The sequence below is a fragment of the Herbaspirillum aquaticum genome, from assembly GCF_002213425.1.
GTDB lineage: Bacteria > Pseudomonadota > Gammaproteobacteria > Burkholderiales > Burkholderiaceae_D > Herbaspirillum > Herbaspirillum aquaticum.
This window is the reverse complement of record NZ_NJGV01000009.1, coordinates 230,303-243,801: the sequence shown is the minus strand read 5'-3', so window position 1 is coordinate 243,801 and position 13,499 is coordinate 230,303. Positions and strand designations below refer to the sequence as shown.

Annotated in this window: 12 protein-coding genes; 11 read left to right on the top strand and 1 reads right to left on the bottom strand. The window is 64.1% G+C overall.

The genetic code is table 11. The annotated features are described in order from the left end of the window. The first annotated feature begins 109 nt into the window (after positions 1-109). The 4 genes from CEJ45_RS12295 (at position 110) to CEJ45_RS12280 (ending at position 5,401) form a co-directional block, all read left to right on the top strand. A complete protein-coding gene (locus CEJ45_RS12295; RefSeq protein WP_088755389.1) occupies positions 110-1,255 on the top strand; it encodes a branched-chain amino acid ABC transporter substrate-binding protein in 1,146 nt (381 codons plus the stop codon). A 170-nt stretch (positions 1,256-1,425) separates the two neighbouring features. Continuing rightward, positions 1,426-1,938, top strand: a complete 513-nt coding sequence (locus CEJ45_RS12290) for a sigma-70 family RNA polymerase sigma factor (RefSeq protein WP_088755388.1) — start codon at positions 1,426-1,428, stop codon at positions 1,936-1,938. Beyond that, a complete protein-coding gene (locus tag CEJ45_RS12285) occupies positions 1,928-2,911 on the top strand; it encodes a FecR domain-containing protein (RefSeq protein WP_088755387.1) in 984 nt (327 codons plus the stop codon). Before CEJ45_RS12290 ends, CEJ45_RS12285 begins: the two co-directional genes overlap by 11 nt. A gap of 105 nt (positions 2,912-3,016) precedes the next feature. Beyond that, positions 3,017-5,401 carry a TonB-dependent receptor gene (locus CEJ45_RS12280; RefSeq protein ID WP_088755386.1) on the top strand — a complete coding sequence of 795 codons (2,385 nt, stop codon included), beginning with the start codon at positions 3,017-3,019 and terminating at the stop codon, positions 5,399-5,401. 160 nt (positions 5,402-5,561) lie between these two features. On the opposite strand, the gene CEJ45_RS12275 is transcribed toward CEJ45_RS12280, so the two are convergent. Continuing rightward, positions 5,562-6,482 carry a LysR family transcriptional regulator gene (locus tag CEJ45_RS12275; RefSeq protein ID WP_088755385.1) on the bottom strand — a complete coding sequence of 307 codons (921 nt, stop codon included), beginning with the start codon at positions 6,480-6,482 and terminating at the stop codon, positions 5,562-5,564. A 365-nt stretch (positions 6,483-6,847) separates the two neighbouring features. On the opposite strand from CEJ45_RS12275, the gene CEJ45_RS12270 reads away from it, so the two are divergent. From CEJ45_RS12270 to CEJ45_RS12240, 7 genes are all read left to right on the top strand, one after another. Beyond that, positions 6,848-7,702, top strand: coding sequence for a SphA family protein (locus CEJ45_RS12270; RefSeq protein ID WP_088755384.1), 855 nt, complete (start codon positions 6,848-6,850; stop codon positions 7,700-7,702). Between the two features lie 49 nt (positions 7,703-7,751). Beyond that, positions 7,752-8,912, top strand: a complete 1,161-nt coding sequence (locus CEJ45_RS12265; protein WP_088755383.1) for an alpha/beta hydrolase family protein — start codon at positions 7,752-7,754, stop codon at positions 8,910-8,912. Between the two features lie 47 nt (positions 8,913-8,959). Beyond that, positions 8,960-9,886, top strand: a complete 927-nt coding sequence (locus tag CEJ45_RS12260; protein WP_088755382.1) for a VOC family protein — start codon at positions 8,960-8,962, stop codon at positions 9,884-9,886. 20 nt (positions 9,887-9,906) lie between these two features. Continuing rightward, positions 9,907-10,278, top strand: a complete 372-nt coding sequence (locus CEJ45_RS12255) for a Rieske (2Fe-2S) protein (protein WP_088755381.1) — start codon at positions 9,907-9,909, stop codon at positions 10,276-10,278. Continuing rightward, positions 10,275-11,405 carry an FAD-dependent oxidoreductase gene (locus CEJ45_RS12250; RefSeq protein WP_088755380.1) on the top strand — a complete coding sequence of 377 codons (1,131 nt, stop codon included), beginning with the start codon at positions 10,275-10,277 and terminating at the stop codon, positions 11,403-11,405. The genes CEJ45_RS12255 and CEJ45_RS12250 overlap by 4 nt, the downstream gene beginning before the upstream one ends. A gap of 105 nt (positions 11,406-11,510) precedes the next feature. After that, positions 11,511-12,665 carry an MFS transporter gene (locus CEJ45_RS12245; protein ID WP_088755379.1) on the top strand — a complete coding sequence of 385 codons (1,155 nt, stop codon included), beginning with the start codon at positions 11,511-11,513 and terminating at the stop codon, positions 12,663-12,665. Beyond that, the gene (locus tag CEJ45_RS12240; RefSeq protein ID WP_088755378.1) at positions 12,662-13,477 is read left to right on the top strand and encodes a cyclase family protein; all 816 of its coding nucleotides are present in this window, start codon (positions 12,662-12,664) and stop codon (positions 13,475-13,477) included. Before CEJ45_RS12245 ends, CEJ45_RS12240 begins: the two co-directional genes overlap by 4 nt. Positions 13,478-13,499 lie beyond the last annotated feature (22 nt).

The window sequence follows — 13,499 nt, the reverse complement described above, 5'->3', positions numbered from 1 at the left end:
TAACGCTGGTTTGAGGAGGCGTTCAGTCACAGTTATTCCTGGTCGAGAATCGGCCCGAATGCAGGTCCGGTCTTTTTCAAACGCAGGTCACTACAAATAGGAGCAATTCATGCAAAAAATCAAAATGATTCCTGTCGCTACGGCACTGGTGGCAGCGTTCTCGTTTGCAGGGGCAGCGCAAGCACAAGAAGTCATCAAGATCGGTCACGTCGCTCCTCTGACCGGTCCCAATGCACACATCGGCAAGGACAACGAGAACGGCGCCCGCATGGCCGTGGACGAACTCAATGCCAAGGGCTTCGAGATCGGCGGCAAGAAGGTCACCTTCCAGCTGGTCCCGCAGGATGACGCTTCCGATCCGAAGCAAGCCACCACCGTGGCCCAGGCCCTGGTCGATGCCAAGGTCAAGGGCGTGGTTGGCCACATGAACTCCGGTACCACCATCCCGGCCTCCAAGATCTACTACGACGCCGGCATCCCGCAGATCTCGCCCTCGGCGACCAACCCCAAGTACACCCAGCAAGGCTTCAACACCGCCTTCCGCGTGGTGGCCAACGATGGCCAGCTCGGTGGCGTCCTGGGCCGTTATGCCGTCAATGAACTCAAGGGCAAGAACGTGGCCGTCATTGACGACCGCACTGCCTACGGTCAAGGCGTGGCTGAAGAATTCCGCAAGAGCGCCCTGGCTGCCGGTGCCACCATCGTGGCCACCCAGTACACCACCGACAAGGCTACCGACTTCAACGCCATCCTGACCTCGGTCAAGTCCAAGAAGCCTGACCTGGTCTTCTTCGGCGGCATGGATGCCGTGGCCGGCCCGATGCTGCGCCAGATGGATCAGCTGGGTGTGGCTGCCAAGTTCATGGGCGGTGACGGTATCTGCACCACCGAACTGCCGAGCCTGGCCGGTGCTGGCCTGAAGGACAGCGAAGTGGTCTGCGCCGAAGCCGGTGGCGTGACCGAAGCTGGCAAGAAGCCGCTGGAAGACTTCAAGGCTGCCTACAAGAAGAAGTTCAACCAGGACGTCGTGATTTACGCACCGTACACCTACGATGCGCTGATGACCCTGGCTGACGCCATGAAACAAGCCGGCTCGTCCGACCCCAAGGTCTACCTGCCGGTTCTGGCCAAGATCAAGCACAAGGGCGTCACCGGTGAAATCGCCTTCGACGCCAAGGGCGACATCCTGAACGGCACCCTGACCCTGTACACCTACAAGGGCGGCAAGCGTACCCTGCTGAGCGTGGTCAAGTAATTTGACATCAAGCTTCACCTCCGGGACCTTCGCGGTTCCGTAGGGAGCAGCAGTGACAAGCCCCGGCCTTCGTGCCGGGGCTTTTTGTTTCATATCGTCCCCAAACCGCATCGACCCGCCGCGTCATTTCCAGATTATAATGAGACACGTTCTCATTACATCTTGCGGTCATGGCCGACCTCGCTCCTTCCCGTGCTCACGACATTGCTGGCCTCTACACCGGGCATCACCGGTGGCTGCTGGGCTGGCTGCGCCGCCGTACCGACAACGCCGAGCTGGCCGCCGACCTGGCGCAGGATACCTTCGTGCGCATGATGGTCTCGCGCCGCGATTTCTATCTCGATGAAGTGCGCACGCTGCTGGCCACCATCGCGCGCGGCCTGATGATCGACCATTTCCGCCGCTGCGCGCTGGAAGCCGCCTTCCTGGAAATGCTTGCGCAGATGCCGCCCGAGCACCTGCCTTCGCCCGAAGCCCAGTTGCTGGTGCTGGAGACCCTCAACGAAGTCGACGCCATGCTGGCCGGCTTGCCGCCCAAGGTACGCAGTGCCTTCCTGCTGTCCCAGCTCGATGGCCTGGCCTATGCCGAGATCGCGGCGCGGCTGGAGGTGTCGCTCAGTTCGGTGCAGCAATACATGAAGCGCGCCTTCACCGCTTGCTACCGGCTGCACTATGGCAGCTGAGACCGCAGTCCCGGGCGATGACGTGGTCATGGCCGCCATCGACTGGATGGTGCGGCTGCAATCGGGCAGCGCCACCGATCATGACCACGAGGCCTGCCGCCGCTGGCGTGCCGAACAGCCGCAGCACGAGCTGGCGTGGCAGCGCCTGCAGTCGCTCAGCGAACGTGTGGGCAGCTTGCCGCGCGCGCTGGCCCACGGCAGCATCGGCGCCAGCCCCACCCGCGCACGCAACAACCGCCGCTTTGCCATCAAGACCCTGTGCGTGTTGACGGGCACGGGGTTGCTGGCGGCCAGCGCGGCACGATGGACGCCCTGGCAGGCCTGGATGGCCGGCTACTCGACCCGCACCGGCGAGCGGCGCCGGGTGACGCTCGCCGATGGCACCGTGCTGCAACTCAACAGTGCCACTGCGGTGGATGTCAGTCTTGACGGACAGCAGCGCCTGGTCCGCCTGCATCGCGGCGAAGTGCTCATCACCACGGGGCATGAAGAGCGCGTTCCCTCTCGTCCCTTCCTCGTGCAGACCCGGCTGGGCCAGGCGCGCGCACTGGGCACCCGCTTCCGGCTGCGCGATGCGGAGGAGGGAATGCGCCTTGCCGTTTATGAGGGTGCGGTCGAATTTCGTTCGCAAAATGAGAATACGCCGATACGCGTGGATGCCGGGCGTGAGGGTCTGTTCGATGCGCAAGGGCTGGTGGGTCGCCTCTCTGCCGCCAATGAAGAGGCCATCGCCTGGACCGAGGGCGTCATCGTGGCCGACCGCATGCCGCTGGGCCAACTGGTGGCCGAACTGGATCGCTATCTCCCCGGCAAGCTGCGCTGCGATCCGGCGGTGGCCGACCTGACCATCTCGGGCGTGTTCCCGCTCGACCAGCCGGCACGCATCCTGGCGGCCATCGCGCGGACCTTGCCGGTGCGGGTGGATTCCTTCACGGAGTACTGGGTCACCCTGCGGCCGCGGGCCTCCACCTGAGGGTGGCATTGGTCTAAAAATTTTTTAAATATTTTCTGCAGGTTTCGGAATCTCGTTCGGTCTACCAGTAGCAAGCCCTCTGAAGCTCACCACCGAACGACATCCATGACAACCCGAACCCGCTTCCCCTCGCGCCCGACCCTGTCCCGACTGGCCATCCTGGCCGCCTTCGCCAGCCCCATGGCCGCTGTCCAGGCGCAAGCCACCGATGCCCAGCGCCAGGCCTACGACATCCCCGCTGGTCCCCTCGACCAAAGCCTCAACAGCTTTGCCCGCCGTGCCGGCGTGCTGCTCTCCTTCGATCCGGCCATCACGCGCGATCGCCAGAGTGCGGGCCTTGCCGGCCGTTATACGGTAGCCGAAGGATTTGCCGCGCTGCTCAACGGCACCCCATTGCAAGCCATCCGCAATGCCGACGGCGGCTACACGGTGGCCGCACCGGCGGCCGCCACCGGCAGCAATGCCAATGCCGTCCTGCCCACCGTCACCATCACCGAAAGCGCCGATCCGACCGCCCCCTATGCAGGTGGACTGGTCGCACGCGGTGGCAGCCTGGGCGTGCTGGGCACGGCCAGCGTCATGGACACACCCTTCAGCACCACCAACTACACCTCGCAAGGCATCGAGGATGTGCAGGCGCGTGCCATCGGCGACGTCATCGCCAACGATGCCTCGGTGCGCAACACCAACGGCAATGGCGGCTTCGGCGACAGCTACCAGATTCGCGGCTTCACCATGTCGGCCAATGACGTGGCCTTCAATGGCCTCTATGGCATGGTGCCGCTCACGCGCATGCCCATCTCCATGGTCGAGCGCATCGAAGTGCTCAAGGGACCGGGCACGCTGATGTATGGCATGGGCCCGGCCGGCGGCGTGGGCGGGGCGGTCAACCTGATTCCCAAGCGTGCGCATGAAGATCCGATCTCCAGCGTCACGGCCACGTATCTCTCCAATTCACAGTTCGGATTGAAGGCCGACCTGGGCCGCCGTTTTGGTGAACAGCAGGAGTGGGGCATCCGCGTGAACGCGCTCTATGCCGATGGCAACACGGGGCTCTCCGGCAGCAATCAGCAGCAGAGCACGGGCTCGGTCGGACTCGACTACAACGGCGGCCGCGTGCGCTGGAGCCTGGATGCCTACACCCAGCATGAAGATGCCCGCAACTTCCGTCCGCAATTCAGCATCAGCAGCCTGGTGATGCCGGATGCGCCCTCGGGCAAGACCAATCTCTATCCCGGTACCACCCTGCAGTCCGACGACAAGGCCGTGGCCACCCGCCTGGAATACGACATCAACGACCAGCTGACCGCCTATGGTGCCGTGGGCTATCACGTGGCCAGTTCCGCCCAGAGCTGGCCCAGCGCCACCATCCTCAATGCAGCCGGCGATACCGCAGCGCTGTCCAATGGCTACTATGACCAGAAGGTGGTTTCCACGTCGGCCGATGTAGGCATGCGTGCGCGCTTCAACACCGCCGGCATCAAGCACACCGTGATGCTGGGCGTGAACATGCTGGATCAGCAGACGGATTACTTCTTCCTCTCCCAGAGCAGCAACGTCACCTCCAACCTGTATCGTCCGGTCGCCTTGCCTACGGTGACCGGTGCACGCGGCGCGCCCACGCCGCAAAGCCAGATCCGCCTGACCAGCGTGGCGCTGACCGATACCCTGTCGCTGGCCGATGACCGCCTGCGCATCACCGCCGGGCTGCGCCGCCAGCAGGTCTATTCGCACAGCCTGGCCGATGCCACGCAGACCTCCAACAAGACGGCCATCTCGCCGGTGCTGGGCGTGGTCGTCAAGCCGGTGCAGAACGTCTCCCTGTATGCCAACTACACGGCGGCCCTCAGTGCCGGCGGTTTCACTTCGGCCAGCGACGGCAATCCCAACCAGCTCTTCCCGCCCTACAAGTCCAAGCAGGTGGAAACGGGGGCGAAAATCGACTGGGGCCGTATCACCACCACGGCGGCCGTCTTCCAGATCGAGCAGGCCAATTCCAGCACCACGCTGGTCAATGGCGTGAGCACCACCACCCAGGATGGCCGCAATCGCGTACGCGGACTGGAACTGGCGGCCTATGGCGAACTGCAGCGCGGACTGCGCTTCAATGCCAGCGGCACCTTCTTCGATGCCAAGCAATACCACACCGACAATGGCACCAATGACGGCAAGGATGTCGGTGCCATCCCCAACAGCAACTTCAACCTGGGACTGGATTGGGATGCACCCTGGCTGCAGGGCCTGGCCTTGAATACGCGTGTCACCCGCACGGGTTCGATGTGGTACAGCAACGAGAACAAGCTCAAGGTGCCGGGATGGACCCGCGTCGATATCGGTGCGCGCTATATCACCCGGGCGGCAGGGCAGGTCGTGACCTATCGCGCCAACATCGAGAACCTGTTCGACAAGAATTACTGGCTGATGCAGAACGGTTACGTCGGCACCTCATCGGGCCGTACGCTGGTGCTGTCGGCGCAGGTTGATTTCTGATCCGGTCACACAGATCGCGTGCGTAAGCAACGCCCTGCCATTGAAAGGTGGCAGGGCGTTTTTTTGTGTAGAGACGCCTGTTTTATATAAATGATTTAAATGATTTAAAGGATTTTTAAGAATGGGCAAATCAAAACATGACTAATCCGTCATGTTCTGATCAGGCCGCCTTCTTGTCCATCTCGCGCGCACTTTCCAGGAACACGTGCCGCAACCATTCGATGCCCGGATCATTGGTGCGATAGCGATGCCACTGCATCATCTGGTGCATCTCCGCCAGCGGCAGCGGGCTTTCCTTGAGCACGACCGGCAATTGCGTGGCCAGCTTGCGCGCCAGCCGTCCATGCACGGTGGCGATGCGGTCGGTCCCCTGCACCAGCGCCACGCAGGAGGCGAAGCTGAAGCTGGTGATCTCCACCCGCCGCTCAAATCCCAGCTTGTTGGCCATCCACGCTTCCACCGATGAGGCATTGGCACCCGGCGGCACCATGACCACATGGCCGGCCTCCATGTAGCGCTCCAGCGTGAGCTTGCCCTTGGCCAGCGGGCTGTCGCGCCACACCACGCAGACGTGGCGTTCGCGGAAGACTTCCTCCGCAGGATGATCGGGCGTACAGAATTCCTGTGGCAGCACCAGCAAGTCCACTTCCGCGCGATCCAGCGAACGGGTCGGATCCTGCACCTGCGGCATCAGCGCAAAGCGAATCTGCGGCCCCTCGGCGTGGGCCCGTGCGATCACGCGCGGAATCAGTACATTCAGGCTGAAATCCGAGACCGAGATGCGGAACTCCCGCTGCGACTCCTGCGGGACGAAAGCCGGTTTGGCAGCGATCGATCCTTCGATGCGCCGCAGTACGTCATTGACCGCATCGCGTAGTACCTCCGCACGCGGTGTGGCTTCCATGCGGCGGCCGACCTGGATCAGCAATTCGTCATCGAAATAGTCGCGCAGGCGCGCCAGCGCATTGCTCATGGCGGACTGGCTCAGGTGGATCTTCTCGGCGGCGCGGCTGATGTTGAGTTCGGTCAGCAGCGCGTCGAGCGCGACCAGCAGGTTGAGGTCGAGCTTGTTGAAGCGCATGGATGAGTCTCCGTTGTCGGGTGCCGGCCTTTCTTTTGGGCAAGGATTGCGGGGCGCGGTCAGGTATTGATCCCGCCCATATCATGAATCAAAACAATCCATTTGATCAATATCAACCTCGACCTTAACCTTCACACATCCGCTGCACGTCCTCGCAGAAACACCGAAGAAAGGGTCGGCGCGGCAAGCCGGTGGCGCAGTGCGCCATTGTTCAGCCTGGCCCCGACAAGACGCCGCGACGGCGAGACAACAAGCCAGGCAGGGTAGGAGACAAGGAGACAGAAGTGAAGAGAGGAACAGTACCAGCCCGGCGGCTGGGGTATCGTGCCGTCCTGGCCGTTGCAGCCGTACTCGGGAGCGCCAGCATGCAGTCCGCGCAAGCCTTCGAAGGTGGCGTTTCGCCATTCCCCACCGGGTCCACCAGTGAATACATCGCCGCGCTGCCGCCCATCCCGGGCCTGTTCGCGGTAGAGCAGTTCAACTACAGCAGTGCCGACGGCCTGTACGACAACAAGGGCAACAAGCGCCCCATCCCCTTCAAGACCGACGTGTTCTCGGCCACCACGCGCCTCTTGGCTTCCTATGGCGTGGAGTGGATGGGTGCCAAGGTCTATTCGCAACTGGTGTTGCCGGTGGTCTCGCTGCATAGCGAAGTGATGGGCCACGGCGAGAACCACAACGGCCTCTCCAACGTCACCGTCACCCCGCTGCTGCTGCGCTGGGACGTGGCCGCGCATACCAATGTCACGTTCGGCTTCGACTTCGCCCTCAAGAGCGGTTCCTACGATCCCAAGCGCACCAGCGTGGCGGTCGGCTACACCTCCTACCAGCCGGTGCTGGCGATCCGCCACAACGATCCAAACGGGCTGGACCTGGGCATCTCCAACCGTCTGCTCTTCAACGACAAGAACAGCGATACCAATTACCGCTCCGGCACGGCCTACGTGGCGGACTTCATCGGTGGCTGGAACTTCGGCAAGTGGAAAGTCGGCGTCACCGGTTCCTACCTGAACCAGTTCACCGATGACCGCCAGAACGGCACCGACATCACCGGCAACCGTACGCGCAGCTTTGCCATGGGCCCGACCGTGGCCTACAACGCCGGTACCTACAGCATCAACATGAACGTGCAGCGCGGCCTGTACGCCGCCAACACGGCCAAGAGCGATGCCATCTGGATCAACTTCGCCATGCCGCTGTGGATGGGCGGCCGGCACTGAGTCAACGCAGCCGCTCATCCGTATCACTCATCATCAAAGGAGTTACACCATGTTCCGTTATTTCCCGACGAACTATGTCTGGAATCTTTCCGTCGATCTCGCCATCGAGATGGGCGCGCGCATCGGCGAAATCGAAGCCATGTGCGCGCCCCTGCAAGAGGCGGCCAAACAGCCTGACGCCGAAGGCACCGCCGCCTTCCGCGCCACCTGGGCGGACATGGCAGAAAAGCTCTGCAGCCTGGCCGCCGAGGATGAAGCGCGCGGCCGGCTGCTCTCGGCCGGGACCAAGTACAAGCGCGCAGCCAGCTACCTGCTGACCTGCGAACGCCTGCAGGGTCACGGCGCACCGGGCCGCCTGGAGTTGTATCGTCGCTTCCTGGAAGTATTCCAGCGTGGCATCACGCTGGCTGGTGACAACTGCGAGCGCGTCGAAATTCCTTATGAAGGCAAGGTCATCTCGGGCCTTTATACCCGCGCCAACAATGTGCAGGGGCCTGCGCCGATCCTGGTCCAGCTCAATGGCCTGGATTCGACCAAGGAAATGAAATACCTGGTCGGCCTGCCCGGCTGGCTGGCCGAGCGCGGCGTCTCGTCGCTGGTGATCGACCAGCCCGGCACCGGCGAAGCCCTGCGCCTGCATGGCATGACTGCGCGTTTCGATGCCGAGCACTGGGCGCGCCACGTGGTGGATTGGCTGGAACAGCGCGACGACGTCGATGCCAGCCGCATCGGCTGTGAAGGCGTCTCGCTGGGCGGCTACTACTGCCCGCGCGTGGTGGCCATGGAGCCGCGCTTTGCCTGTGGCGTGGTGTGGGGTGCCAATCACGACTGGCGCGACGTACAGAAAAAGCGCCTGGAAAAGGAGGGCGATTTCCCCGTGCCGCATTACTGGCAGCACGTCTGCTGGGTGTGGGGTGCCAAGGATGTCGACGACTTCATGCGCATCGCCGAGGACGTGCACCTGGATGGCGTGGTCGAGAAGATCCGCGTGCCCTTCCTGGTCACCCACGGCGAGAAGGACACGCAGATTCCCCTGAAGTGGGCACACCGTACCTACGAACAACTGGTCAACAGCCCCAAGCGCGAATTGAAGGTCTTCACCGACCGCGAAGGCGGCGCGCAGCATGCCAGCTTCGACAATTCCATCAACGCCGGCCACGTCATCGCCGACTGGGTGGCCGAAACCCTGGGCGGCCGCACCAAGCGCTGAGGCGCATGGCGCCAACGCAATACCGAGTCAATCACAAGGAAACCCGCATGAACATCATTGGACCCGATGCCCTGGTCTTTGGCGTGGAGGACCTGCCCGCCTGCCGCCAGTACCTGCTCGACTATGGCCTCAAGGATGCTGGTAACGATCGTTACGAAGCCCTCGACGGCACCGCCATCGTGCTGCGCGCCAAGGACGACGCCACGCTGCCGGCCGCCATGGGTACCGCCAGCCTGCTGCGCGAAACCGTCTATGGCGTGGCCGACGTGGCCACCCTGGATGCCATCGAAACCGAACTGCGCCGCGACCGCGAAGTCAGCCGCCGCGATGGCGTGGTACGCAGCGTGGACGACATGGGCTTTGCACTGGCCTTCCAGGTCACCGTGCGCCGTGCGCTGGACATGAAATCGGAACGCGTCAACGGTCCCGGCGATGCCCAGCGCGCACCGAACCAGCTGGGCCTGCCGGCAGAGGACCAAGCCCTGCCGCGCACGCTGTCGCACGTGGTGTATTTCGTGCCCGATGCCGCCAAGGCCGAGGCTTTCTACCAGCGCCTGGGCTTCGTCTGCACTGACCGCTTCACCGGTGTGGGCCCCTTCCTGCGTCCGGCCGGGACCCTGGATCACCACACGCTCTTCATGATCCAGACGCCGCCCTTCATGAAAGGCTGCGAACACTTCACCTTCCACATGGGCGGCCCGACCGAGGTGCTGCTGGCCGGCACCCGTTTCGTCGAGAAGGGTTACCAGAGCTTCTGGGGGCCGGGCCGCCATCGCTTCGGCAGCAACTGGTTCTGGTATTTCAATTCGCCGCTTGGCTGCCACGTCGAATACGACGCCGACATGGACCTGCACGACGATCAGTGGGCAGCACGCGAAGTGCCGATGGGAGCCGATGCCTCGCAATTGTTCCTGTTCCAGTACCGCGAGAAGTGGGCGCCGAGCGGCCCGCCGCCACCGGGCGCTGCACACTGAGCCAAGCGGGAGCACACGCCATGTATTTGTGCCATGTCACCCAATTGCCCGACGACGGCGCGCGCGGTTTCGATACCGGTGGGGCAGGGCAGGCCACCATTTTCCTGCTGCGCCGGGGCGACCAGGTGCGGGCCTGGGTTGACAGCTGCCCGCACCACGGCACACCGTTGCCATGGCGGCGCGATGCCTACCTCGATGCCAGCGGGCAGCATGTGGTCTGTGCCGCCCATGGCGCATTGTTCGATCCGCTCACCGGCGTGTGCACGCTCGGGCCTTGCCTGGGCGACTCGCTCACGCCGGTGGCGCTGCGCATCGATGACGACGGCGGCCTGCACCTGGCCGCCGGCGAAGACGATCAACTCATCAAGAAAAAGATTCAGGAGACACCATGACACTCGCAGCCCAACGCATCCTCATCATCGGCGGCGGTTTTTCCGGCGCATCGGCCGCCATCGACCTGCGCCGCCGTGGCGCCCAGGTCGACCTGGTGGAACTCGATCCCCAGTGGCGCAACTATGGTGCCGGCATCAGCCTCGGCCCGGCCACGCTGCGGGCCCTGAAGCAACTCGGGGTGCTCGATGCCTTCCTGCGCGAAGGCGCGGCCGGTGACGGTGTGCGCCTGTGCCTGCCGCACGGCCCGCAGATCGCCGAGCTGCCCACGCCGCGCCTGGCCGCGCCCGACGTACCCGGCGGCGGTGCCATCCTGCGTCCGGTACTGGCCCGTATCCTGGCTGATGCTACCCGCGCATCGGGCACCGATGTGCGCCTGGGTTGCACCTTCACCGCCCTGCGCGAGATCGGCGACGAGGTCGAGGTCGACTTCACCGATGGCCAGACCCGCCGCTACGACCTGGTGATCGGTGCCGATGGCCTCTATTCCAAGCTGCGTGCCCATCTCTTCCCCCATGCGCCCAAGCCGCGCTACAGCGGCCAGGCCGTATGGCGTGCCGTCCTGCCGCGTCCGGCGGAGATCACCACCTGCACCATGTGGATGGGGCCGAAGATCAAGCCCGGCGTCAATCCGGTGTCGAAAGACGAGATGTACCTCTTCGTCACCGAGCCGCGTCCGGTCAACGACCACGTCGATCCGGCCACCTTCGTGGCGCGCCTGCGCGGGCTGCTGGAAGACTTCAGCGCCCCGGTCCTCAAGACCATCCGCGACCAGCTCGGCGACAACGCCCGCATCATCTTCCGCCCGCTGGAAGGCTTGCTGCTGCCGCGTCCGTGGTATCAGGGCCGCGTTGTGCTCATCGGTGATGCCGTGCATGCCACCACGCCGCACCTGGCCTCCGGTGCCTGCATCGGCATCGAGGATGCGCTGGTGCTGGCCGACGAACTGGCCCGCAACGGCAGCGTGCCGCTGGCCTTGTCGGCCTTCGAGGAGCGGCGCTGGGAACGTTGCCGCATGGTGGTGGAGAACTCGGCCCGGCTGGGCGAGATCGAGGTCGAGGGCGGCGACAAGGACGAGCACTCGCGCATCATGCGCGAATCGCACGCGGCACTGGTCCAGCCGATCTGAATTTTTAAACAATATAAAAAATATAAACGATTAACGCTTCTGCAACCTGCAACCTGCACTCTGCATTCTGCATTCTGCATTCTGCGTACGACGCGAGGAGACAAGATGATCACGACCTATTCCAAGCGCGCCCTGGCTGCGCTGATGCTGGCGCACTGCGCCGGCATGATCGACCTGGTCGCGCTGCCGGTCTGGGTTGGCACGCTGGTGGCGCATTACCACTTCGATGCCCGCCAGGCTGGCCTGTTGGCCTCGCTCTTCCTGGGCGGCGCGGTACTGGCCAGCGCCGTGCTGGCACCGCGCTTCGATCCCGAGACGGCACGCTGGAAGGCGGCCATCGGCTTCGGCCTCTCAGCCCTGCTGTTCGCGGTGGCGGCCCAGACCCAGCACTACCTGCTGCTGGCCTTGCTGCATGCGGCCTGCGGCATCACCACCGGGCTTTCGCTCAGTGTCACGCATGGCACCATCGCGCGGGGCAGCAATCCGCATCGCGGCTTTGCGCTGGTCGGCATCGCCTTGGGCGTGTTCGCCATCCTGTTCCTGGGCAGTGCGCCGCCGATCATTGCCAGCGTCGGTGGTCCTGCCTTGTTTTATCTCTTCGCGGGTGTGATGGCCATGGGCGCGCTGGCTTGTGCGCTGGCGTTTCCCCGTGCAGAGACCGACGGCCTGCCGCGCGTGGCTGCGCCGCGCGAACCGGTGCCGCGCCAGGTCTGGTACGGCATCGCCGGTATCGCCTGCATGGGCCTGGTGCAATCGATGACCTTCAGTTTCCTGGAGCGCGTGGGCAGTGATCGCGGCTTCGGGCTGGAAGCGGTCACCGGTGTGCTCATCGCGCTGGGCTTCGTCAACCTGCTGCCCGCGCCGCTGGCCGCATTGCTGGAGAAGCGTCTGCCCGCCCGCAGCGTGCTCATGGCCGGTCCGCTGGTGCAGGCGCTGCTGGTGGTGGTGATCATGAGTTCGTTGCGTTTTGCACCTTATGCGGCAGCGGCCTCCGTCTTTGCTGCCGTGATGATCTTCACGCACACCTTCGCCTTCGGCCTCATGGCACGCCTGGACCGCAGCGGCCGCGCCATGGCCGCCACGCCCGCCATGCTGATGACGGGGGCGGCCATCGGCCCCATCCTCGGCGGCACGCTGGTGCAGGGCTGGGGTTATGGCAGCCTGGGTCCGGTGGCGGTGGCGCTGGGCGTGGGGGCATCGATCTGTTTCTCGCGGCTGCCGCGTGCAGTCGCCGTTCAACCCCAAGAGGCCCTGGCATGACCGCATCCCTGCAGACGCGTCGCCGTCATCGTTTCGTCGACCTGTCCATCTATCTCGAAAACGACGTGCTCTCCGACCCGCCCCCGCTGGCCCCGAAGATCACCTACCAGAAGCACGCCGACACCCTGCCCGAATTCATGGCCATGCTGCCCGGCACCCGGCCCGAGGATTATCCCGATGGCGAAGCCGCAGCGGCCGAATGGGTCACGCTGACCACGCACAACGGCACGCATCTGGATGCACCCTGGCATTTCCATTCCACACAGGATGCCAAGAATGGCGGCGCGCGCCCCTCCATCACCATCGATGAAGTGCCGCTGGAATGGTGCTTCCAGGCCGGCGTGAAACTGGACTTCCGTCATTTCCCCGATGGCTATGTGGCCACCGCTGCCGATGTGGAAGCCGAACTCAAACGCATCGGCCATGTGCTGCAGCCGCTCGACATCGTTGTGGTCAATACCCGCGCCGGCTCCCGCTATGGTCACCGCGACTATCTCGGTGCCGGATGCGGCATGGGTTACGAAGCCACCATGTACCTGCTCGAACGCGGCGTGCGCCTGACCGGCACCGATGCCTGGAGCTGGGATGCACCGTTCTCCTATACCGCGCAACGGGTGGCCGAGACCGGCGACAAGTCCCTGATCTGGGAAGGCCACAAGGCCGGCCGCGACATCGGCTACTGCCACCTGGAGAAACTGCACAACCTCGAAGCCCTGCCGGCGCATGGTTTCACCATCAGCTGCTTCCCGCACAAGATCCGTGGTGCCAGTGCCGGCTGGACACGGGCGGTAGCGATCTTCGACGAAGCCTGATGGCCGCTGCCAGACAGGCAGC

Excerpts from the sequence above, each read along its gene's own strand:
- CEJ45_RS12295 (WP_088755389.1), top strand. The coding sequence starts at position 110 with ATGCAAAAAATCAAAATGATTCCTGTCGCTACGGCACTGGTGGCAGCG.
- CEJ45_RS12290 (WP_088755388.1), top strand. The coding sequence starts at position 1,426 with ATGGCCGACCTCGCTCCTTCCCGTGCTCACGACATTGCTGGCCTCTAC.
- CEJ45_RS12285 (WP_088755387.1), top strand. The coding sequence starts at position 1,928 with ATGGCAGCTGAGACCGCAGTCCCGGGCGATGACGTGGTCATGGCCGCC.
- CEJ45_RS12280 (WP_088755386.1), top strand. The coding sequence starts at position 3,017 with ATGACAACCCGAACCCGCTTCCCCTCGCGCCCGACCCTGTCCCGACTG.
- CEJ45_RS12275 (WP_088755385.1), bottom strand. The coding sequence starts at position 6,482 with ATGCGCTTCAACAAGCTCGACCTCAACCTGCTGGTCGCGCTCGACGCG.
- CEJ45_RS12270 (WP_088755384.1), top strand. The coding sequence starts at position 6,848 with ATGCAGTCCGCGCAAGCCTTCGAAGGTGGCGTTTCGCCATTCCCCACC.
- CEJ45_RS12265 (WP_088755383.1), top strand. The coding sequence starts at position 7,752 with ATGTTCCGTTATTTCCCGACGAACTATGTCTGGAATCTTTCCGTCGAT.
- CEJ45_RS12260 (WP_088755382.1), top strand. The coding sequence starts at position 8,960 with ATGAACATCATTGGACCCGATGCCCTGGTCTTTGGCGTGGAGGACCTG.
- CEJ45_RS12255 (WP_088755381.1), top strand. The coding sequence starts at position 9,907 with ATGTATTTGTGCCATGTCACCCAATTGCCCGACGACGGCGCGCGCGGT.
- CEJ45_RS12250 (WP_088755380.1), top strand. The coding sequence starts at position 10,275 with ATGACACTCGCAGCCCAACGCATCCTCATCATCGGCGGCGGTTTTTCC.
- CEJ45_RS12245 (WP_088755379.1), top strand. The coding sequence starts at position 11,511 with ATGATCACGACCTATTCCAAGCGCGCCCTGGCTGCGCTGATGCTGGCG.
- CEJ45_RS12240 (WP_088755378.1), top strand. The coding sequence starts at position 12,662 with ATGACCGCATCCCTGCAGACGCGTCGCCGTCATCGTTTCGTCGACCTG.